Genomic DNA, 22,500 nt, shown 5'->3' with positions numbered 1-22,500 from the left:
TCTCGTGATGATGGCGGAAAGGTCACACCTGTTCCCATCCCGAACACAGAAGTTAAGCTTTCCAGCGCCGATGGTACTTGGACCGCAGGGTCCCGGGAGAGTAGGACGTCGCGAGGCAACATGGTGAAAACGAAAGACCTGAACCGGAAACGGATCAGGTCTTTTTTTACATGCGTACTACTGTAAGAAAAAAAGACCCCTTGGAAAAAGGGGTCTTGGTAAGTCTATCAGAGGGTGATCGCTAAATTGCCGGCTGCTTTCGAGACTGTGTGCGTCTCGGTTCGGCCGCCCTGGAGGTGGATCTGGAAGGTGAGTTGGTCCGCGCTTTCATAGCCGCTGTGCTCCTCCGTCCACGTCAGCAGCAACTGCGAGCCTTCCACGCGTTGTTCCAGACGTAAGAGATTGTACGCCCCGTCTTGGTACGCGAAGGTCTCGGCGTCGTCCTCGTAGAAGCTGTACGAACCAGTGCCCGCGTAGACGTGGAACGTAATGTCTTGCTTCTCTCCGGAGTGCTGCACAACGTTGCCGGTTGCAAACACCGCGCCTTGCTTCACATACATCGGCAGCACATCGAGCGGCGCGTGTGCCAGAATCGTGCGCCCGCCCTCGTGGACTTCGCCCGTATGATAGTCGACCCAAGTGCCGGCCGGCAAGTACACCGCACGGTGATCGGTACCCGGTTGGGTGATCGGCGCGATCAAAATCGAATCCCCGAACAAGAACTCGTCGCTCATGTTATACGTCTTCGGGTCTTGCGGGTACTCAAGCACCAACGGACGCACGACCGGTAGCCCGCTCACAGATGCCTCATGGAACAGGGTATAGAGGTGCGGGAGGAACACATAGCGCATCTCGATGTACTTTTTGACCACCGCTTCGAATTCTTCCCCAAAGCTCCACGGTTCCTGACGTGCAAACCCGATCGCCGAGTGGTTGCGGAAGTACGGCAAGAACGCACCGACCTGCGTCCAACGCGCCAACAGCTCGCCGTTGGTGTGGTGAGCAAAACCGCCCACGTCCGCACCTGCAAACGCGATCCCGGAGAGCCCCATGTTCAAGATCATCGGGACGGACATCGCCAAATGCTCCCAGAACGAACGGTTGTCACCCGTCCAAACCGCCGCGTACTTCTGAATGCTGGAATACCCCGCACGTGTCAAAACAAACGGACGTTTGCCGTCCAATTGTTCCTTGAGCCCTTCATACGTCGCCTTGGACATCAGCAGCCCGTAATGGTTGTGCAACTCCCCGTGAGTCTTCGGATCGCCGTCATTGCCGTGCATGACTTCCAAATCCATCGTCTTGGTCTCGTTAAAAATCGCCGGCTCGTTCATATCATTCCAGATGCCCTCAATCCCATCGGCCACGAACCCTGCATGCTTCGCTCCCCACCACTTCTGTGTCTCCGTGTTGGTGAAGTCCGGGAACGCCGACTCTCCCGGCCAAACGACGCCGGTATACGTCTGCCCTTCGAGGTACTTGCAGAAGTGCTCGTGGGTCACGCCTTCGCGATAGACGATGTACTTCGCGTCTTTTTTCACACCGGGATCGACGATCGGCACGATGCGGAATCCATCCTTGCGCAGATCGCCCAGCAACTTCTGCGGCTGCGGGAAGCGGGTCGGGTGCCACGTGAACACGCGGTACTCATCCATGTAGTGAATGTCGAGGTAGATGACATCGCACGGAATTTCCTTGTTGCGGAAGTTCTGCGCCAGTTCGCGCACTTCCAAGTCGGTCTCATACGAATAGCGCGACTGATGATACCCGATCGCCCATTTCGGCGGGATCGGCATACGACCGGTCAGGAACGTATACTGTCCCACCACGTCCTTCATCGTCGGGCCGTACAGAAAGTAATACTCCAAATCCCCCGTATGACAGGAAATCCGGTACGTCTCCCCGCCGTTGAGATCAAACTCCGTCTTGCCCGGATTGTCGAGGAAAAGACCATACACACTCTCGCCCTTCGCCGCGAGCAAGAACGGAATCGATTGGTACAACTCCACAATCTCCGGCACATGCGGTGCATACACGTCGGTGTTCCACATCGACTGCACCGTGCCTTTCTTGTTCAAATCCCCGGTCTTCTCCCCGAAGCCGTAGTAGTTCTCGCCCTGCGCCTTCTTGGTCGAGAACAGCAAGTGCTCCTTGGTCCACCCGTATCCGTTCGCTTCGTCCTCCGAGATCACCCGACCCTGCGCATCTCGCACCGTCAAACCAAACGGAGCTTTCGTCAGGGTCACCGTCAACGCCGCCGTCTTCAACTCATACGAATCTTCATGAGCGGTAAAAACGACCTCCGCACGCGACGCTGCTGCGGCCGGCTCAATGACGCGGGAGAACTCCAGTTGCAACGGACGGCTCTTGCGCACCAACTTGAAACGGAAAAGCGCAGGGGTCAAAAACTGCACCGACACCACCGCATTGTCAGAATGAAACAAATATGTATCGCCGGACTTCTCGAAATCGCGAATGTCGCCGGCGGAAATGTACTCCACGCCGGTCGTGCTCTTGTGAAGCTCAGGTTTAATCTGCTCACTGCCTTCCACGGAAAAACCTCCTCAACAGATCTATGTTCCATACCATCAGTATTCCAATGCAAACGATTGCACCACTCTCTAAATATACAAGAATCCGGCCAGAAAAAAAAGCACCGACTCGCTTCCGCGATTCGATGCTTCCTTTTTCAAAGCCTGATGCGTATTAGTTACCCCACCAGTACAGGTGCATACCTTGAGCGTACTGGGTCGCCAGCGTTTGGCGGAAGGTGGTGGTGTTCAGCTTCGACGCATCCGTTGCGTTGGAGATGAAGCCCGTTTCACCCAGGGAAGCCGGCATGTTGGTGTAGTGCAGAACGTAGAAGTCAGCGGACTTGACGCCGCGCAGAACGCTGTAGGAAGCTTTGAGCTTGTTGTACAGGTCGGTTGCGAGGTTTTGGCCGTTGGTGGAACCCGGGTAGTAGTAGGTTTCCAGACCGTTTGCGCTGGAATCGGAGAATGCGTTGATGTGCATGGAAACGAAGAAGCTTGCACCCGCATTGTTCGCGATGTTTGCACGGCTTGCCAGAGACACGTCCACGTCGCTGGAACGGGTCATGACGACGGAAGCCGGGTAGTTGGTGGTGATGTAGGATTTCGCGCGGTTGGCGATGTCGAGGGTCAGGTTCTTCTCGTACAGGCCGTTGCCGACGCCGCCCGGGTCAGAACCGCCGTGACCTGCGTCAAGCGCGATCACCGGGTTTGCCGTAGCGGTGATGGTTGCCGGAGCTTTGCCGTACGAAGACGGAGCAGCTTCTGCATTGGACATTGCTTCGCCTGCGATTTGGGTTTGTTGAACCGGTTTCGCCGCGAAAGCCGGGACGGACAGAACGCTGGACAGAACCAACGCAGCCGCCAGAGTGCGGGTGAGTTTCATTTGAATTGACCTCCTCTTTTTTGTCTGTTGAATGTAGTTTGATAGTCTAGCTATCTAACTAATACAAGTATAGGTCCAATTTATCAATTTTTCAATCATATCTGGAAAATTTTTTAATATCCCCACCAATAAACATGCATCCCTTGCGCATATTGAACGGCAAGTTGCTGGCGGAAGTTCGCGTCGTTCAACTTCGTCGCATCGGAGGCGTTGGAGATAAAACCGGTTTCCCCGAGAGCGGCCGACATGTTCGTGTAGTGCAGTACATAGTAATCGGCCGACTTCACACCGCGCAGGGTGGAGTAGGAGCCCTTCAGCTTGTTGTAGAGATTGGTCGCCAGCGACAGACCGTCGGACGCACCGGGGTAGTAGTACGTTTCCAACCCGTTCGGAGACGCGTCGGAGTACGAGTTGATGTGATAGGAGACGAAAAAGTCGGCGTTTTGCGAGTTTGCATACGATGTGCGGCCGGACAGCGAGACGTCCGTGTCGGTTTCACGGGTCATGTACACCCAGATCGGGTAGTTCGCCCACATGTAGGAACGGGAACGCAACGCGATGTCGAGCGTGAGGTTTTTCTCATACAGACCGTTGCCCACGCCGCCCGGATCGGTGCCGCCGTGACCCGGGTCGAGGACGACAACCGGGTTGCCGTTGACGATGCCCGGTTTGACCGTACCCGCGTCTTTCGTATCTGGTTGCTTCGCTTTCTTCGCCGCATCGAAGTTCGCCGGAGCGGGCTCTGCACCGGAGAGCGGTTCGCCGGCGATGGTTTTGTCCGTTTTGTCCGTTTTGTCCTTGGCGACAGAAGCGCCGTGATCCGCTGCAAACACCGGAGTCGTAAGCAGGGCCGAGCAAGCGAGAGCGGTCAGCATCGAACGTGTGAGTTTCATGTAGATCTCCTCCTATGCATCTGTCTGGATTAAAACCAAAGTTTGAAATTTTGCGTCAAATCATGCCAGAAAGCGGCCAACGGTTCACGGTCGAGGTTCTCCGGAAAAGCAGAGTACCCGACGTCGTCCTTCTGATCATTCAACCACGTGCGGTACTCCGCGAGTTGCTTGTCTTGCAGGATCGTGCTCTGAATCTTGTTCTTCTCTTCCAAGAGCGAAAATTGATGCGGAGCCTTGATCTCGGAGATCATATAAAAATAGTTCCAGCCGTTCTCTTGCACCGGGCCCATGATCTTGTTCACCGGCGCTTGGAAAGCGAGTTCGGCGACATGCTGCGACGTGTGCGAGGCGAGATGATCGGAAGAATCGAGTTCATGCCAAGCGCCCAGACGGTTGGCGGTCTCATCGGTGTACTTTTTGATCAGGTCGGGGAACGTTTCAGGAGTGGCCGCCCGTGCGGCGTCGTAGAGTTCGGAATCGGTTTGCTTGGCGCGCAGGAAATAGACGGAGCGAAATTCCGGGGCGTAAAAAAGGGCTTTGTTCTGCTCGTAATAGTCGTTGATCTCCTGTTCGGAGACGGAGACATCCTGCGTCATTTTCGACTTGAGCGCAAATGCGGTCAACGCCCGCTCGTAATTGGTGCGGACTTTCTCCTCGGTGGTGTTCATCTCCGTGAGCTTTTTGGCCCGCTCTTCCGGAGTGGCGCCAAATTGGGAGAGCTGTTGCGTGAGGACGCTCTCATCGTAGGTGACACCCATGGACTTGGCTTTGGCGAGGACGAGTTCTTCCATCGCACGGCGTTCTAGAAATTGTACGTCGTCGCTGCGGGTATACGGCACACCGGCGAACAATTCCGGCTTCAACGTGTTCCATTGATCTTGGCGCATCACCGAATCGCCGACGACGAACAACAAGGGTTGATACTTCGCGTGAATCCCGTAAGCGGACCCGCCGAGTACAACGAGCAGGAGTGCGCCGGACAGGAGCCATCTTTGTCGTTTTTTCATGAAATTCACCGTTTTTCGAATGTAGTTGTTTGCTTTGATCATAAGCTAGAAACTACCAAATATCAATGACATTTTGTAAGTAATGAATCACATTTTCTTATCCCAAAGAAATACTTCGGAGGGGCTTTTTTAGGATTTCTATCAAATAAGGATGAGTGTGGTTATCAACAGAGTTGTGCACAATTCTACGCAGTTATTCACAGGCCGTTGTGTATAACGTGGAAAACTGTTGAAAACCGTGCTTTTTCCTCTCGACAAAATTCTCACACTTGTTATGTAAAGTGTCGGCGAAGTTTGGGGATAACTGTGTCGAATGGGGGATATTTTGTTGATTTCACGCGATTCATGGCTGTTGATAAGTGTGTGGATATTGTGGATGAGTTGAATATTTAGACAACGGAGTCGAGTAAGCTTCGTCACGTTTTGTCGAAGAAGATTTTCCAGTACAATGGAAAGAGAGAAGGAGGAATGCACACATGACGAAAATGCGCGTATCGGCGGTCCAATACCACCTCCATACGATCCATAGTTTTGAGGAATTTGCCGCCCAAGTGGAGCATTATGTGAAAACAGCCGAGGAGTTTGGGGCTGATTTTATCTTGTTCCCGGAGTTTTTCACAACTCAGCTCATGTCGATTGGCAAGGACGGGCGCGCGCTCTCCATCGACGAACTGCCCGAATACACCGAGCAATACTTGGAGTTATTCACAGGTCTCGCCAAAAAAAGCGGCGTCCACCTGATCGGCGGCACGCACGTTGTGGAAAAAGGGGGCAAGTTGTACAACACCGCCCACATGTTCTATCCGGACGGCCGCGTCGTCACCCAAGCCAAACTGCACATCACGCCGACCGAAGTGCATGAATGGAACATGGCGGCGGGCGAGTCCTTTGAAGTTTTCGAAACGGAAAAAGGCACCGTGGCCCTGCTGACTTGCTATGACATCGAGTTCCCCGAGATCGTGCGCATGGCCAAAGCACGCGGCGCAGACGTGATCTTCTGCCCGTCGTGCACCGACGACCGCCACGGCTTCCACCGCGTGCGCTACACCTCCCACGCACGAGCTGTGGAAAACCAAGTCTACGTCGTCCTCACCGGCACCGTCGGCAGCTTGCCGACCGTTGACTTCATGCGCGCCAACTTCGGGCAGGCCGCGGTGATTACGCCTAACGACATCCCGTTCCCGCCCAAGGGTCTCGCCGCCGAGGGGGAGCTCAACGACGACATGATCATCACCGCCGACCTCGACCTTGAACTGCTCTACCAAGTTCGGGAAAAAGGCTCCGTCACCACCTGGCGCGACCGTCGCACCGATCTCTACACCGATTGGAAGTAGGGGGGTCCGAGCATGTTTCGCAAGGAACTTTATGTGTCCGAGCCCCAGGGCAAGCCGATCCAAGCCCTCATCCGCACCTACACCGAAGCCGACTTCGACGCGCTGATTGAGGTGCAAAAAGGCAGTTTCCCACCCCCGTTTCCCTCCGAACTCTGGTGGAACCGCGAGCAATTGCACAACCATGTGACGCGATTCCCCGATGGCGCGCTCTGTGTCGAGATCGAAGGCCGGGTCGTCGCCTCGATGACCGGGCTGCGCGTTCAACTTGATCCACAGCATCTCGAACACACATGGGCGGAGATCACCGACGAAGGCTACATCCGCAACCACAATCCACAGGGCGACATTCTCTACATTGTGGATATCTGCGTGTTGCCCGAATTTCGCAAGCTGGGGCTTGGCAAGTGGATGATGCTCTCGATGTACGAAGTCGTCGTTCATTTAGGGCTTCGTCGCTTGCTGGGCGGGGGAAGGATGTCGGGCTATCACCGTTACTCCGATTCTCTAACCGCCGAAGAATATCTCGAAAAAGTCGTGCGAGGCGACCTGCACGACCCTGTGATTTCGTTTCTGCTTCGCTGTGGACGAGTGCCGGTCGCCGTCGTCCCGAACTATCTCGAAGACGAAGAGTCGCGCAACTACGCGGCCTTGATGGAATGGCAGAATCCATTTCGACCTTAATCCAGAGAAACCAGGAGGCGCGAGTCATGGACTACACACGCATCACCAGCATCGAAGACCCGCTGTTCAAGCAACTGCACAATTTGATGAAGGAAGTCTTCCCGCCCGAGGAAGTGCTCGCCTACGAAGACTGGGCCGAACCGTTGCAAGACCCCGGCATCCGCGTATTCGTCGCCGTCGAGGACGGAGAAGTTGTCGGCATCACCGAATACCGCTACTACGAAGACATGCAAGTGGCGATGACCGACTTCACCATCGTCGGGCGCGAAGGCCGCGGCATCGGACCGTTCCTTGCGAAAAAACGCCAAGAAGACCTGTTCGCCGTCGTCCAAGCGGCAGGCCGAGAACTCATCGGGATGTTCGCCGAAATCTACAATCCCTACCTCGTCAAAGACTATGAATTCGGCGGCCTGATGGTCATGAACCCGTTCGTGCGCCGCGAAGTGCTGTCCCACCTCGGATACCGCAAGCTCGACCTCGACTACGTGCATCCGTCTTGGCAACAGGACGGCGAAGCGGTTCACGGACTGGACTTGTGCTTCCTGACCTATCGCGAAGGCATGAACGAACTGCCGGCCGAACTGGTGTCCCGGTTCCTGAAGACCTACTACACCGCACTCCCGGACAAACCGCAAGAATGGTACTCCATGGTGGAGAAACTCGAACAACGCGACACGGTGCAACTCCTGCCGATCTAAGCCGGTGCAAAAAAAGAAGACCTCTTCGATCCCGGATCGAGGAGGTCTTTTTTTCGTGATGAGGAAACGGCGACCTACCCGTCTCCTTCTACGAGAGAGGCCGTATCGCCGAGGTGCAAAGTGCCGGGTGTCACAACTCGGGCAAACACGCCGAAGTTTTCCTGACGTTCCTTGAAAACGGTCTTGAGAATCGCAGGATCGACAGAGCCGTCCGCAGGGCTTACGTTGATATAAAAACAACGCGGGCAGAGGTCGGTCAGTTCGAGCACGACATCGCCGATGCGCACGTGCTTGCCAAGCCACGTCTCTTCCACAAACGGAACGTCCGTCTGCAGCACGAGGTTGGAGCGGAACCGGGCGTTGTCAATCTCCTCGCGCCCCATGAGATCGCAAAGCGCACGCAGTGAAGCGGTCGTCGTGATCAAAAGCGGCTCTGTAAAATTCACCGTCTCTTCATCCGGACGGCGCTGATGAACTTTGATCGCGCGTTTCGTGCCGTCTGCGATCTCTTGCAAAAGTCCCTCCTCCGGCCACGAATACGACTTGCCGGACGGGTTGGTCACCGCGATGGCAGGCAGTCCGTTCTGAGAATCGGGTTCACCCAGCGTGGCACGGTACGCCGCAAGCGGGGGCCACGTTTGGATGGTGACATACTTTTGCTGTTCGTCGTCAAACGTGAAGTACGCACTGCGGTCGCCGTAGAGTCCGTACGGGGTGACCTCCACGCTCTGAAGCTGTTCACCGCCAAACGACTTGACGGGGAAGCGAACCAGTTGCTCGATGGTGCCGATCGGTTGAGACATCTATAGTGGGCCTCCTTTGAGAAGGTGCAGATTCATGGGGGGATTCTAGCCCTTATTATCAAGGAGCGAGGGAGAGGTGGCAAGGTTTTTTAGCAAAAAGTGGGGCATCCTGTGGAAAAGAATGGTTGCGCAGGAGGGACTCACATGAACTCTTGGAAAAAAGCATGCGCCGCGTGGCTGGCGGCCTGCTGTCTCAGCATCGTAGGGGCGGTGCCTGCAAACGCCGCACATCTCCCGCAATCCAACGCCCCGGAGCGTCAGGCGTTGCTGGTGCTCGTCAACCGCCTCTCCAATGACGACATCCAAGAGATGCCGCACCTGCAAGAGATGGCACGCGGCCTGCTCAACGTGAACACGGGCGGCGGGCATACAGACGGCTCGGCGTATGCGACGCTGGCGTTCGGGAGACCGACCAAGATGCAAGAGTCGGCCGTCCTCGCCTTCAATGCCTCGGAAGCCCTGCCCAAACGGGCGAGTGAAGTCCCCGCCTCGGCGATGTACCGCCAATTGAGCGGAACTCCTGCACGAGAGGGAGACGGTGTGTTGCTGCTCTCGATGTTCAAACAACAACGTCAGCAAGACGTCCGCCAATGGGCGGGAACTCTCGGGACGTTCGGAGACGCGATGCACAGTCAAGGTCTGCGCACGGCGGTCTACGGTTCCAGCGACCGTGGCACGTCCACGTGGCGACCCGCCGCGCTCGTCACGACCGATTCTCTGGGAGAGACCGACCTTGGAGATGTCTCGGCCCGCTTGCTCACACCCGACCCCATGCGACCTTACGGCGTGCGCACGGACTATCAACAAATGGGGAACGAATTCACCCGAACACGATCCCAAGCCCCCGCGGCGCTGGTCGTGTTTGACCTCGCCGATCTCTATCGCTTGGAAACGTACCGCTCCAAACTCACGGAAGCCCGCTACCGGGCGTTGCGTACGGAGACGTTGCAGGAGATCGACGCTTTTGTGGGAACCTTGCTTTCCAAAACGGACGCCAACCACCTGTTGCTCGTCGCTTCCCCCGAAGTCTCCACAGACGCGGCGAAGCAACAGGAATGGCTCGCCCCGATCGCGATGGCAGGCGGTCAAACGCAAGCGGACGCCGTCCTGACCTCCGCCACGACACGACGCGTGGGTCTCGTGACGAACTTGGACGTGGTGCCGACGATTGCGGATTTCTTGCATGTGAGCAAGCCGACGGGCATGATCGGGTATCCGCTGACCACCACCTCCAAACTCAAACCGTCCGCTCTGAACACGCTCAAAACTTCGATCATCTGGACCTACACCCACCGAACGGTGCTTCTCGTGTTCGTCGGGGTGCTCGTCGGTCTTGGATTTCTCGCCGCGTTGCTTCGGTTGCTTTTGGTCACGGGTCCGTCGGTGAGCTTCTCACGCCGTTTGCTCTGGATCGTCATGGCGATGCCGCTCTGCTTGTACACGTTGCCGCTCTGGCACGCTCGTAACTTCGTCGAGACGGGTGCCGTGCTGGTCGCCAGTCTCTTGCTGTTTCTCGCGATTCCGTTTCGCATCCTCTCGATCACGCAAAGTGTCGCCGGACGCTCGATTTGGATCTCCGGCTGGACGATTGGAGTTGTGCTGTTCGACATCTGGCAAGGAGGTTCGCTGTCCAAGAGCTCGCTTCTCAGCTACGACCCGATCGTCGGAGCCCGCTACTACGGTGTCGGCAACGAATACATGGGCATCCTCGTCGGAGCGGTCGCCCTCTTCTACGGCGCGCTCTTACACCTCCAAGCCACCGCAAAAAAAAGCCGTGTCCCCTTCGTGAACCTCGGCTTTCTCCTCACAGGGGCGTTGCTCACGGCGTTTTTCGCTTCACCGGCTCTCGGCACCAACACAGGAGGGGCGCTGACGATGGCCGGCACGACCGCGCTCTGCCTCTCCATGCAAAAACGCCGCCGTCCGCTTCGGGCCGTCGTCGGTCTCACCCTGTCCTTGGTCGGGGCGGTGGGGTTGATTCTCTGGCTCAACCAAAGTTCCGCCGTGCCGTCGCATATCGGAATGGCGACTCACCAAGTGCTTTCGGGCGGTTTCGTCGAAGTGTTGCGCATCTTCTCCCGCAAGTCGGAGATGTTCGTCCGCTTTTTCACCACGTCGATGTGGTCGACGGTGTTGCTGGCGGCGTACGGCGTTTTTTTGTGGTTCCTGTTCCGCAAGCCGCAAGACTTTCCCGCAGCGCCTGCTCTGATGGGCGGAGCGCTCGGAGCGGCGGTCGGGCTGCTCACGAACGACTCCGGCGTGGCGGTGACGGGGATGATGCTTTTGTTCACGCTGTTTCCGTACCTGCTGCTCGGGTTGGAGCGGATGCAGCAGGAACTCGACATTGCGCTGGGACACCGCGAATCGTAAAAAAGAGCACCCACACGCGAGACGGTGGGTGCTCTTTTTTTCGTAACCTAGAGAGCCAGGGAGACCTCTTGCGGTTCATGCTCGGGTCTGCCAAACAGATAGCCTTGGAACAATTCATACCCGGCTTCCACCAGCCAACGCCAGTCTTCCACGGTCTCGATGCCTTCCGCCAGCGGGCGGGAACCGACGGCACGGGCGGTGTGGAGGAGGTCGAGGGCTGCTTTTTGCTTGGCGACATCTTGGGCGACGCCTTGGACGTAGTGCATGTCGAGTTTCACGAAGTCCGGCTTCAAGCGTTCGACCATTTCCAAGGTCGAGTAGCCTTGCCCGACATCATCGAGCGCATAGCGGAACCCGTGCTTGCGGTAGTAGAGCAAGATGTTTTCCAGATGCTCGACGCTGTCGACCTTGTCCGTTTCCACGACTTCAAAGACGAAGTTGCGCGGGTCGACGCCCGTGGCACGAGCTTCGGCGAGCGTGGTCTGCAAGCAGTGCTCGGGGGAGTAGATGGCGGTCGGGATGAAATTGACGAACACCAACTTCTCTTGGACGACGGCCGCATTTCGCACGGCGCTCATTCGACAGACGCGGTCAAGTGCGAACAGGCGGTCGCGCAGTCGGGCCGCTTCAAACATTTTATAGGGTGGTATCAGCGTGCCGTCCGTTTCGAGGGCACGAGAGAGAAATTCATAGCCTTGGACGTGCGCCGTTCCGTCTTGTACGGACACGATCGGTTGGAACACCGTCTTGATGCGAGATTCGGCGATCACGTCGTCGATCCAATGCGCGTCATGGTGTCGGCGGATCTCGTCGAGCGATTGCCAAGCGCCTGAGACTTCCGCTTCGCCGTTGGACATCGGGGCTGCTTGGAGGTTTTCTGCGTCCATGTGGGCTTGGAAGTAGTCGATCAAGCCGCTCCATGCATCCTCCGGAACCCATACCGTCGTCTCATCGAGAGTGCGGTACGGAGTGAAGTGATCCCCGTTTTTCCATTCTTGCAATGCTTGTTCGTTGTGAGCGCCGGCAAAGCGCACGGCATACCCGGAGTCGGTCGTTGTTGCACATGCCCGGCATGGCTGATTGGTCACGATTTGGTTCACCCTTCCCCATCGATTCTTTCTGTATCCTAATGATTTGTATTTCGATCAGAGTACCCGTTATTCCTTTGGATGTTCACAAAGTTGAAAAGCGTTCCAAGCGGGGGGATATGGTATACTGTCTCGCGGAAGCCTATTGGTAGAGGAGGAGAGTACATATGAAGACCCTTGACATACAAGCCATGCAGGAGACGCGGGATCGTCTCTTGGAACATGAGATCTACCGAGAACTGAACACGCCCGACAAAGTGCGGACGTTTATGAAACATCATGTGTTTGCCGTTTGGGACTTCATGAGCTTGCTCAAACGCCTGCAAAACTTGCTGACCGACGTCAGCGTCCCGTGGATGCCGGGCAAGCCGACGCAGTACGCTCGCTTCATCAATGAGATCGTGCTGGGCGAAGAGACGGACGAGGACGGCAACGGCGGGTTCATCTCGCACTTTGACCTCTACTTGGAAGCGATGGAGCAGGTCGGCGCGGATGTGCGCCCGATTCAGCATTTCTTGCAGGGGGTTCGGGACGGGCAATCGGTGGAGAAGTCGTTCGAAGAAGTCGGGGTGCCCGATTCGGTGAGCGGGTTTGTGACGCAGACGATGCAGATTGCCCTGCATGGCAAGCCGCATGAAGTGGCGGCGGCGTTTTTCTACGGGCGAGAGGACATCATCCCGGACATGTTCACGCATCTGGTGAAAGATATTCAAGAGCAGGGCCAAGAAGTCGACCGTTTGGTGTATTATCTGAACCGCCACATCGAACTCGACGGCGATTCGCACGGGCCGCTTGCCGAGCAGTTGTTGAAGTACCTCTGCGGAGACGACCCGGCGAAGTTGCAAGAAGCGATGCAGACGGCACAGCAGTGCTTGGAGACGCGGATCAAACTGTGGCAGGGTGTTGTGGATGAAGTTCACGGCAAGCCTTGTTGCTGGTAGAGGCGCTGGCAAACCATCTTGGAGAAAAAAAGGACTCCTTTCTCGAATGAGAAGGGAGTCCTTTTTTGCTTACATGTCTGTTATTCACCCAGTAAAATCGGCGGGACGTTGATGTCGAGACGGCTTGTTTTTACGGAGAGCTGCGTCAGAACGGAACTCATCTCGGCGAGGGTGATGTACTGCTTCGGATGAAAAGAGTTCGTGCCGTCCCCGCGCATGAGACCGAGTTGGTAGTTCAGCGCGACGTTGTTCCAAGCCCACGGCGAGATGTCGGCGGCGTCGAGGTAGGGCAGAGCAACATCGGGCGCCGTGCCCAGTTGTGTGCCCAGAATTCGTGCCAGCACTGCGGCGGCTTCTTCGCGGGTGATCTTGTCTTCGGGGCGGAAGTGGGTGTCGTCGGCGATCCATTGGTAGGCAAACGCGTTGTAGAGTTCTTGACGATCCCGATGCGTCGGCGGGACATCCACATAGGGCAACTTCGGCACATCGGGCTCGGGGACTTGGTCTTCCTGCCCGCTGAGGTACATCGGGCTCGCAAAGCGCATCACCATCGTGATCAACTCGGCGCGCGTCAGTTCGTGCTCGGCATCGGTCGGATTGCCGAGGCGTGCGAGGATGCCACGGTCTTGCAGCATCTGCAACCCTTTCGCCGCCCAACCGTCATGGATCGGGACGGGCAAGGGTTTTGCACCGAACACCCAGAGATTCGTGCCGGAGTCGGCGTCGCCCGTCAAATCTCCCGTCAACACATCCAAACCGGGCGCCTGACTTGGGAAAAACGCCTCCAACGTCTGCGGCGTATAGACCAAGATCGGTTTTGCGCCGGGGCTCTGTGTGAGATACGCGAGGCGAAGCGGGCGTTTTTTCACGTACAGGTCCGGGAGGTTGTCCGGGACGGTGACGCCGCCCCTTGCAGGCGAGGTGTCTGTCGGCGGAACTTCATGCCCTGAGCGGTCGATGGATTTCCCCGTCGTCGCGTTGTAGATCGGATAGTGGTCTTCATACGGCGGGTAGGTCGGGCGGTAGATGATCGAATCATCTGTGCCCGCACTCGTGTCTGCGCGCAAGTTCAACGAATCGCGATAGAGTTTCTGCGCAGACTCCTCCGAGAGCACCGGAGTCTGCTTCGGGAAGTCCCCCTTTGTGAACGTGATCGCGTACTGAAACACATCCCCGTTGGGATACAGCGCAATTCGCACGGTATTGTCGAGAACGTTGATGCCGTCGACGAAACGCTCAAACTCAAACCGATAACACCGTTCCACCGGCGAGTACGCGCCTTCGCTATAGACGTACTGCCCGAATCTCTCCGGAGCCAGCTTTCGCAAAAGGGACTCGGCCCGCTCACGTGCCTCCTCCTGTGTCAAGGAACCGACGTAGGCGTTGATCGGCGAATGGGTGCGGTTGAGGTTGGTCACTTCACCCCTTCGGCCGTCCAGCACAACGTCGTAATAATCTCCATGCGGGCCAGAAAAGGCAAGGTACCACAGATCGCTGCCGTCTTCGGGCGTCTGTTCATGCTCGGCTTTCAACAACACCCAGTCGGACGTGCTGAGACTCAACGTCGCACGAGCGGTCTCGACGAGTTTGTCCTGTGTCCATACGGTCGAGGACGTGGTTGCCACAGTCCCGCTTTCCGCAAACGCCATCGTCGGCGTACACGTTGCCAACGTCCCTGCCAGAACCGACAGCCACACAATGCTTCTCTTTTTCCTCATTTGAAAAACGCCTCCCTCAGCACAAAAAGCCGGGTGTCCGCAAGCGGACCCGGCCTTTGATTTTTAGATATGGTGGGTGAGCTTCGTCAAGTTGACCAAGATCGTACACATCTCCGCCAGCGTAATGTTCTGCTTGGGATGGAACAGACCCTCGTCGCCGTTCATGAGCCCTTTTTCTTGAAGCAAACTTACATTGGCCAGCGCCCACGGGGAGATGTCCGCCGTGTCGGCATAGTTCGGCGTGAGGCTGGTCACTCCGTTTTGACCTGCGTGGGTCAGGACGCGGGCTAGAATAGACGCCGCCTCTTCTCGGGTAATCGTGTCGTTCGGGCGGAACTCCGTGTCAGATGCGATCCAGCCTTGACCCAAGGCGGACGCGACGCGGGTCGACAACCAGGAATAGGGATCCACGTCCAAATACGGAAAGTCTTTGGGAGAGTGGGGGCTCGTGGTGAAATCAGTCAGCAACGTGACCAATTCGCCGCGAGTCAACGCTTTGTCCGGGTCTGTCCCGTCGCCTGCATCTCCAAGCAACGAACGCTCCGAGAACAGTTGCAGTGCCGATTCTGCCCAATGACCTTGCATGCGGGGCGGGAGGTCCGGGATCGCAGGTAAAATTTTGCCCGTTTGGGCATCCAGTCTGGAGAACAGGAAATTATCTTGCGCATAGACCAAGCGAATCGGACCCCCCACGACCGGGCGGTAGTAGCTCAAGTGCAAGGGATAAGCCGCTGCATAGGCTTGTTTGGCTTGTTCGGGCGTGATCAGACTTTGCACGGATGGGTATTTGCTTTCATTTCTCACCGGCATGTAGGCGTCTACGTACTCCACCACTTCCCCTGTCTGCGGTTGGAGTTGAAGATACAAGTATTCATCATCGGTTGGCAGGCCCTGATACGTGCGTAAGAAGCGGAACGACGCCGCATCAGGTTGCGAAAATGCGTCCGGTTCATACCGGAGGACATACGATTCCGTGCGGTTTGGCACGAGTTTGTTCAGCCATTCGATCGCCTTTTGCTTCAATTGATCATCAGACAATCGCGGGCCGTCCGCTTTCGGGTAGGGTGTCAAATAGGAATAGCGAATGTTGCCGTTTTTGGAGCCGACCGTGATTTGGAGATCAGATCCATTGGAGGTTGTGTATTGGAGCTTCCAAAAATTCAGATCGTTCAGGTTCTCGGCATTCTTCAACGTGCTTCCTGCGGGCAGGACTCCGGAGGAGTGGGCGACTTGCTCCGCTTCAGCCTGTGTCATGCTGACGGCACGTTCTGCCTGTGCAGAGGCTGGCGGTGGAACGAGGGTGTCGGTCGGAACGCGTAGATCGCCGGCCGGTTGACCGTTGGCGAGCAATCGTTGACCCGTGTAGGCGTCCAAGAGGAGACCTTGACGAAACGGCGCTCCGTCTCCTGTTGTGTTGGGCGATTTCCAGATGGCGTGGTAGAGTGGTTGGAACGAGTTGCCGTATGGTTTATAGTAGTCGACGCGCAGGTCGAGCGCGTTTTTGTAGAGGTCTTGCGCTTTCTCTTGAGAAATCGCTTTTTCCACAGCAGGGAAGTCTCCCGTTGTCCATTGCGTGAGAGAGAAGGACTTGACCTCTCCCGAATTGTCCACGACGAGAATGGCTTGGTCATCCAAGACACGTACGCCGTTGATCTCGCGTTCATAGACAAAGGAGTACCCCTTATCTCCCGCAATGTATCCATGATGGACGACAGCCCATTGACCCTCCGACTCCGGCGCGTTCGCCTGCAAAAAAGCTTCCGCCCGCTTCGCGGCTTCAGCTTCTGTGATCGAGCCGATGGCGATGCGTTTCTGAAGGTGGTCATAGCTGTACAAAGTTCCATCCAAGTCCATCTGGACGTCGAGACGATTGTCGAGTTGGTTTCCGTCCTCTGCAAATGTAAGATCCCACACGGTCACTTGGTTGTCTCCGAACTTTGCACTCTTGCTACTGAGAAGCTTCCATTGTTCTGCAGACAACTGCAACTGCGCACGAACTTTTTTCTCCATCATGCGATCAATCGTCTCCAAATTGCCGGTCGTTGTGTGGTTGACCCCCGACGAATCGTCTGCCACAGCGGACACCGGCGTAAGAGACGGCATGATCAAAATCGACCCGGCGAGCAACATCGCCGTTCCTTTTTTCATGTATTTCATGAACGGGAAAGACCCCTTCCATTTAATAGTAAGAATACTCGTAAGTATCTCACAATCTGGAAGAGTTGTACACAAATTCAAGCGTCGTGGCCGTTCCGTGGGTAGAGGCGTTCGACACAGACTTGGGTGTACTGCACCCACAAACTTTCCCAGTTGAGGAGCAGCATCCAGACTTGATCGGACACGAGCGGACGAAGCTCAGCTTCGAGGGAGGAGAGTTGTGCTTTCAAGGCTTTGATGACCGGGTCGTGATCCAACTCGTCCAGATACCGTTCTACGTCTTGCACCGAGCAAACCTCCTCTAACATTCTTGTTTTTATCCTAGTGTGTAATTTTATTCTCTTTTATTCTCCTGTTGTGAAATCAACTCCTGCCTCCAGTGTCTGTTATTTTTACTAACGTAATCGCGAAAAACGTTTACGTCTTGCAAATGCCCTTGTATTTGGGTACCCGCCTGTACCGCTCTGCACATCTCTGAATAAGATGAACTACAGACGTACACGGGGAGGAGGAGGCGGGCGTGGTGGAAGCGACACAAGCCGGTTTTCCGGGCGGTTTTGCCGGATTCCCGTTTGCAGGCCGTGCAGGAGGTCCGGCAGGTTTTGCAGCGGGCTTTGGTTGGTCCGGATGGGCGATTGCGTTTATGGTGCTGTTTTTCATCGGGATCGTGTTCTGGAATGTGTGGGGTGCGGTCGGTCCGTTTTTTGCCGGAGGTGTCGGGGCCGGAGTCGGAGCGGGGTCAGGGTTCTTTTGGTAAACAAAAAAAGGGGACCGAGCTGGCAAGGTCAGCTCAGTCCCTTTTTTAGTTGAAAAAGTGTCCCGTCTGCAGCCGGGCGCATCTATGTGATCGCGAACTCCGCCGGGTGGTCTTCTGACACCTCACTTTTTTTTCTCTCCGGCAGAGGCGCGGCCTCTCGTTCTCGTTTTCGTACTTTACGATATGTGGGGGAGCGCGAAGTGGTGCTTTTCCCAAAAGCCAAAAAAATCTGCAAAACTTAGGCTTGAATACTTATGCATAGGTGCGTATAATAACACATATGTTTAAAAGCAGCACACACGACAAAGGCTGCCCGGCAGGAGGGATTTCGTTGAAAGGGTATCTTGTTTTGGAGAACGGACATCGATTCAGTGGGGAATTGATCGGAGCAGTTCGACGAGGTTATGGAGAAGTGGTATTTCACACCGGCATGACCGGGTATCAGGAGATCTTGACCGATCCGTCGTACGCGAACCAGATCGTCGTCATGACGTATCCGCTGATTGGGAATTACGGCATCAACGCAGAGGACTTCGAAGCGAAGAAACCCTGGCTGACCGGGTTCATCACATCGGACGCTTGTTCGAAACCGAGTCACAACGCAAGTGAAAAGACACTGCACACGTATCTGGAGGAGCAAGGCATCGTCGGTTTGACCGGAGTGGATACCCGGTCGCTGGTTCGCATGATCCGCCAACACGGCAGTTTAAAAGGATATATTGTAAGTGGCGCAGAAATTGAAATGGTGGATGGGTCATTTACATTCCCCGACCTTCCGCGCGATCTCGTGAAAAAAGTCACGACCCCCGTGATTACTCAACATACAGCAGAGGGCGAACATCATGTCGTCCTGCTTGACTTCGGAGCGAAAGGCAACATCGCAAATTCACTGGCGGCACACGGCTGCCGCGTCACGGTCGTTCCGGCCACGACGTCGCTTGAAATCATTCGCGCGTTGCAACCGGACGGTATCATGCTCTCCAACGGCCCCGGCGACCCGCAAGACAATCTCGACTTGCTCCCGACGATTCGCGCACTGGGCGAAGAATTTCCCGTGTTCGGAATTTGCTTGGGGCATCAATTGATCGGGCTCGCGTACGGCGCGAAAACGCACAAAATGAAATTCGGACACCGGGGCTCCAACCATCCGGTCAAAGACCTGCGCACAGGCAAAGTTCACATCACGTCGCAGAACCACGGCTACACGGTCGACGATGCGACGCTGCCAAGCGTTTTGGAAGTCACACATGTGAATGTCAACGATGGGACTGTCGAAGGCGTGCGACACCGCACCCTGCCGGTCTTCTCCGTTCAATACCATCCGGAAGCTGCACCTGGCCCGGAAGACGCTCGGGAGTTGTTCGTAGAATTCACCACCCAAATGAACGAAAGGAAGGGACACCGTCTTGTCTACGCTACCTAAGGGCTCGCTCCTGCTTGTCATCGGCTCCGGGCCGATCGTCATCGGGCAAGCAGCCGAATTTGACTACGCGGGCACGCAAGCCTGCAAATCACTTCGCGAAGAGGGCTATCGAGTTGTGCTCGTCAACTCGAACCCGGCGACGATCATGACCGACCAAGGAGTCGCCGACAAAATTTACATCGAGCCGCTGACCGTGGCCACTCTTGCGGAGATTATCCGCGTTGAACGTCCGGCTGGCTTGCTGGCCACGCTTGGCGGGCAGACGGCGTTGAACTTGGCTGTTGAATTGGCAGAAGCCGGCGTGTTGGAACAGTATGACGTGCAATTGCTCGGTACGCCGCTTTCTTCGATTCAACGGGCGGAGGACCGCCAACTTTTCAAAGACTTGATGGAAGAACTGCAACAGCCGATCCCGGTGAGCGAGATCGTCCACACGATGGCGGAAGGCCAAGACTTCGTGGACAAAATCGGCCTGCCGGTGATCATCCGCCCGGCGTTCACACTCGGTGGCACGGGCGGCGGCATCGCCTCGACGATGGAGGAGTTTCAATCGATTCTCACCCGTGGTTTGAAGCAATCGCCGATCGGGCAAGTGCTGATCGAGCGAAGCATTCGCGGGTGGAAAGAAATCGAGTACGAAGTGATGCGCGATGCGAACGACACTTGCATCACGATCTGCAACATGGAGAATTTCGATCCGGTGGGCGTACATACGGGCGATTCGATCGTCGTCGCGCCTTCGCAGACGTTGACCGACCGTGAGTACCAGATGTTGCGGACGGCATCTGTGCGCATCATCCGCGCATTGAAAATTGAGGGCGGGTGCAACGTGCAGTTCGCGCTTGATCCGGACTCCATGAACTATTGCGTCATCGAAGTGAACCCGCGGGTTTCGCGCTCGTCCGCTCTGGCTTCCAAAGCGACCGGCTATCCGATTGCCAAAATCGCCGCCAAGATCGCGGTAGGTCTTCATCTGGACGAGATTGTGAATCCCGTCACAGGCAAGACGTTTGCAGCGTTCGAACCGGCGTTGGACTACTTGGTGGTCAAAGTTCCGCGTTGGCCGTTTGACAAGTTCCCGCAGGCCAACCGAGCGCTGGGCACGCAGATGAAAGCGACCGGCGAAGTCATGGCACTGGGCCGCAGCTTCGAAGAAGGCTTGCAAAAAGCGCTCCGCTCACTGGAAATCGGCGTCGACGGTCTGGAACTGACCGACATGCAGGGCTGGACGGACGAAGAACTGAAAGCCTACCTCTGCGGCGACCCTGACGACCGCCGAGTCTTCGCTTTTGCCGAAGCGTTCCGCCGAGGCTACTCCCTCGCCGACCTCCACACCTGGACCGCCGTCGACGAATGGTTCCTCTACAAACTCGAAGCCCTCGTTCAAGAGGAAAAAGCGCTCGTGGCACTCGCGGGTGAAACTCTCACCCAAGAGTACTTGGCACATCTCAAAAAAATCGGCTTCGCAGACTCGCGCATCGCTTCTCTGATCGGCACCAACGCCGACGAAATCCGCGCTCTGCGTCACTCCTACAACATCCGACCTGCCTACACGCTGGTCGATACCTGTGCGGCTGAATTTGAATCCACAACGCCGTACTTTTTCTCGACCTACCACGGCTCGGGCGAACTCGTCCCTTCGGAGGGTCGCAAAAAAGCCCTCGTCCTCGGCTCCGGCCCGATCCGCATCGGGCAGGGCATTGAATTCGACTACTGCTCCGTTCACGCCGTCTGGGCTCTGGAACGCCTCGGCTACGAAACGGTGATTCTCAACAACAACCCGGAGACGGTCTCCACCGACTTCGACACCGCAGACCGCCTGTACTTCGAACCGCTGACCGTCGAGGACGTGCTCGAAGTCATCGATCTCGAAGGCATCGACCAAACCTTCGTCCAATTCGGCGGCCAAACGGCGATCAACCTCGCCGAGAAGCTCGAACAACGCGGCGTAACCATCTCAGGCACCACCACCGACGCCATCGACACGGCCGAAGACCGCGAGCGGTTCCGGACGTTTTTACAAGAACTGAACATCCCGCAATCGAACGGCGGCACCGCGATGGATACAGCGGGAGCGTTGCAAGTGGCGAACTCCATCGGCTACCCGGTCGTCGTCCGCCCGTCCTACGTCATCGGGGGTCGCGCCATGGCCGTCGTCTACAATGACGCAGAACTTGCACACTACATGACCCACGCAGCCGACGTCTCCAACGGTCATCCGATTCTCATCGACCAATACCTCGCCGGGCGCGAAGTGGAAGTCGATGCAGTCTGTGACGGCGAGAACGTCCTGATTCCGGGCATCTTCGAACACATCGAGCGAGCAGGCGTTCACTCCGGCGACTCGATGGCGGTCTACCCGCCGCAAGGACTTTCGCAGGACGAAATCGACAAGCTGGTGCTCTACACCGAGCTCATCGCCAAAAACCTGCCCGTCGTCGGCCTGATCAACATCCAGTTCGTGCTCGTCGGAAACCAAGTCTACGTCCTTGAAGTCAACCCGCGTGCCTCGCGCACCGTTCCGATCATCTCCAAAGTCACGGGCGTCCCGCTCGTCGACCTCGCCGTCCGCGTCCAATGCGGAGAAAAACTCACCACCTGCGGTTTCGGCACCGGACTCTATCCGGCGAAAGACTTTGTCGTCGTCAAAGCTCCGGTCTTCTCCTTCGGCAAGATCACAGGCCTCGACATCCCGCTCGGCCCGGAGATGAAATCCACAGGCGAAGTCCTCGGCGTAGGGGCCACGTTCGCAGAAGCCCTCGCCAAGTCGTTTGTCGGTGCCGGAATTGCGCTCCCGAAACTGACAGGGGAGTCCCAAGCAAACGGCCTGTTCCTTTCGATCTGCGACCGTCTCAAGGAAGAATCTCTGCCGCTGCTGCAGCGTTTTGCCCAGCTCGGCCTGAACTTCTACGGCACCCCGTCGACCACCGACTGGTTGACCCAAAACGGCATCTCCTGCGAATCTGTCGCTCGCGACGCCGAAGCGGTGCAAGATTTGCTCAAGTCGGGCGCCATCCAACTCGTGCTCAACCTGCCGACCCTCGGACACGATCCGTCGCGCCTCGGCTACCGCATCCGTCGTTTCACCGTCGAGATGCGCATCCCGTGCTTAACTTCGCTCGACACAGCAGCGGCATGGCTCTCGTCGCTGGAATCGGGCTCGACCGATACACCGCACCTCATGCATTCCTAATCAACAGAATCAAAAGGAGG

Annotated in this window: 17 protein-coding genes and 1 rRNA gene; 9 read left to right on the top strand and 9 right to left on the bottom strand. The window is 56.6% G+C overall.

Going from position 1 to position 22,500, the window contains the following annotated elements:
• Positions 1-117 (top strand): 5S ribosomal RNA (gene rrf, locus JJB07_RS10100).
• A 110-nt stretch (positions 118-227) separates the two neighbouring features.
• On the opposite strand, the gene JJB07_RS10095 is transcribed toward rrf, so the two are convergent.
• The 4 genes from JJB07_RS10095 to JJB07_RS10080 all read right to left on the bottom strand — a co-directional run bounded on the left by JJB07_RS10095 (position 228) and on the right by JJB07_RS10080 (position 5,317).
• On the bottom strand, positions 228-2,552 hold the full coding sequence (locus tag JJB07_RS10095) for a TIM-barrel domain-containing protein (RefSeq protein WP_201634438.1): 2,325 nt from the start codon (positions 2,550-2,552) through the stop codon (positions 228-230).
• 154 nt (positions 2,553-2,706) lie between these two features.
• Positions 2,707-3,417 (bottom strand): N-acetylmuramoyl-L-alanine amidase family protein, encoded by a 711-nt coding sequence (locus tag JJB07_RS10090; protein WP_201634435.1) that lies wholly within the window; start codon positions 3,415-3,417, stop codon positions 2,707-2,709.
• 113 nt (positions 3,418-3,530) lie between these two features.
• Positions 3,531-4,310, bottom strand: a complete 780-nt coding sequence (locus JJB07_RS10085) for an N-acetylmuramoyl-L-alanine amidase family protein (RefSeq protein ID WP_201634432.1) — start codon at positions 4,308-4,310, stop codon at positions 3,531-3,533.
• A 29-nt stretch (positions 4,311-4,339) separates the two neighbouring features.
• Positions 4,340-5,317, bottom strand: a complete 978-nt coding sequence (locus tag JJB07_RS10080; protein WP_201634429.1) for a peptidylprolyl isomerase — start codon at positions 5,315-5,317, stop codon at positions 4,340-4,342.
• 476 nt (positions 5,318-5,793) lie between these two features.
• Here JJB07_RS10080 and JJB07_RS10075 point away from each other — a divergent pair, with 476 nt between their 5' ends.
• Genes JJB07_RS10075 through JJB07_RS10065 form a run of 3 tightly spaced genes read left to right on the top strand, consistent with a single transcriptional unit; the run spans position 5,794 to position 8,030 of the window.
• Positions 5,794-6,651: a carbon-nitrogen hydrolase family protein gene (locus tag JJB07_RS10075; RefSeq protein ID WP_201634426.1), complete on the top strand. Its 858-nt coding sequence runs from the start codon at positions 5,794-5,796 to the stop codon at positions 6,649-6,651.
• Between the two features lie 12 nt (positions 6,652-6,663).
• Positions 6,664-7,332, top strand: coding sequence for a GNAT family N-acetyltransferase (locus JJB07_RS10070; RefSeq protein WP_201634423.1), 669 nt, complete (start codon positions 6,664-6,666; stop codon positions 7,330-7,332).
• Between the two features lie 26 nt (positions 7,333-7,358).
• Positions 7,359-8,030 (top strand): GNAT family N-acetyltransferase, encoded by a 672-nt coding sequence (locus JJB07_RS10065; protein WP_201634420.1) that lies wholly within the window; start codon positions 7,359-7,361, stop codon positions 8,028-8,030.
• 74 nt (positions 8,031-8,104) lie between these two features.
• Here the strand turns inward: JJB07_RS10065 and JJB07_RS10060 are convergent, their stop codons facing one another.
• A complete protein-coding gene (locus JJB07_RS10060; RefSeq protein ID WP_201634418.1) occupies positions 8,105-8,833 on the bottom strand; it encodes an MOSC domain-containing protein in 729 nt (242 codons plus the stop codon).
• 144 nt (positions 8,834-8,977) lie between these two features.
• On the opposite strand from JJB07_RS10060, the gene JJB07_RS10055 reads away from it, so the two are divergent.
• Complete coding sequence (locus tag JJB07_RS10055; protein WP_201634415.1) at positions 8,978-11,203, top strand: DUF2339 domain-containing protein; 2,226 nt, start codon at positions 8,978-8,980, stop codon at positions 11,201-11,203.
• Positions 11,204-11,250: 47 nt separating this feature from the next.
• On the opposite strand, the gene JJB07_RS10050 is transcribed toward JJB07_RS10055, so the two are convergent.
• Positions 11,251-12,291, bottom strand: a complete 1,041-nt coding sequence (locus tag JJB07_RS10050) for an EAL domain-containing protein (RefSeq protein ID WP_347338332.1) — start codon at positions 12,289-12,291, stop codon at positions 11,251-11,253.
• 167 nt (positions 12,292-12,458) lie between these two features.
• Here JJB07_RS10050 and JJB07_RS10045 point away from each other — a divergent pair, with 167 nt between their 5' ends.
• Positions 12,459-13,232: a DUF3050 domain-containing protein gene (locus tag JJB07_RS10045; protein WP_201634412.1), complete on the top strand. Its 774-nt coding sequence runs from the start codon at positions 12,459-12,461 to the stop codon at positions 13,230-13,232.
• An 80-nt stretch (positions 13,233-13,312) separates the two neighbouring features.
• Here the strand turns inward: JJB07_RS10045 and JJB07_RS10040 are convergent, their stop codons facing one another.
• From JJB07_RS10040 to JJB07_RS10030, 3 genes are all read right to left on the bottom strand, one after another.
• Complete coding sequence (locus JJB07_RS10040; RefSeq protein WP_201634409.1) at positions 13,313-14,950, bottom strand: S-layer homology domain-containing protein; 1,638 nt, start codon at positions 14,948-14,950, stop codon at positions 13,313-13,315.
• Between the two features lie 63 nt (positions 14,951-15,013).
• Positions 15,014-17,107 carry an S-layer homology domain-containing protein gene (locus JJB07_RS10035; protein WP_201634406.1) on the bottom strand — a complete coding sequence of 698 codons (2,094 nt, stop codon included), beginning with the start codon at positions 17,105-17,107 and terminating at the stop codon, positions 15,014-15,016.
• Between the two features lie 77 nt (positions 17,108-17,184).
• Positions 17,185-17,394, bottom strand: coding sequence for a hypothetical protein (locus tag JJB07_RS10030; RefSeq protein WP_201634403.1), 210 nt, complete (start codon positions 17,392-17,394; stop codon positions 17,185-17,187).
• A gap of 233 nt (positions 17,395-17,627) precedes the next feature.
• Between JJB07_RS10030 and JJB07_RS10025 the strand changes: the two genes are divergently transcribed.
• From JJB07_RS10025 to carB, 3 genes are all read left to right on the top strand, one after another.
• Positions 17,628-17,864, top strand: a complete 237-nt coding sequence (locus tag JJB07_RS10025) for a hypothetical protein (protein WP_236587919.1) — start codon at positions 17,628-17,630, stop codon at positions 17,862-17,864.
• A gap of 331 nt (positions 17,865-18,195) precedes the next feature.
• Positions 18,196-19,287, top strand: a complete 1,092-nt coding sequence (locus JJB07_RS10020) for a carbamoyl phosphate synthase small subunit (protein ID WP_201634396.1) — start codon at positions 18,196-18,198, stop codon at positions 19,285-19,287.
• Positions 19,271-22,480, top strand: a complete 3,210-nt coding sequence (carB, locus tag JJB07_RS10015; RefSeq protein WP_201634393.1) for a carbamoyl-phosphate synthase large subunit — start codon at positions 19,271-19,273, stop codon at positions 22,478-22,480. The genes JJB07_RS10020 and carB overlap by 17 nt, the downstream gene beginning before the upstream one ends.
• The last annotated feature ends 20 nt before the right edge of the window (positions 22,481-22,500 follow it).

This window comes from Tumebacillus amylolyticus, from assembly GCF_016722965.1.
GTDB lineage: Bacteria > Bacillota > Bacilli > Tumebacillales > Tumebacillaceae > Tumebacillus > Tumebacillus amylolyticus.
Note: the sequence above shows the minus strand (reverse complement) of the source record. Positions and strands in the feature narration are given on the sequence as shown.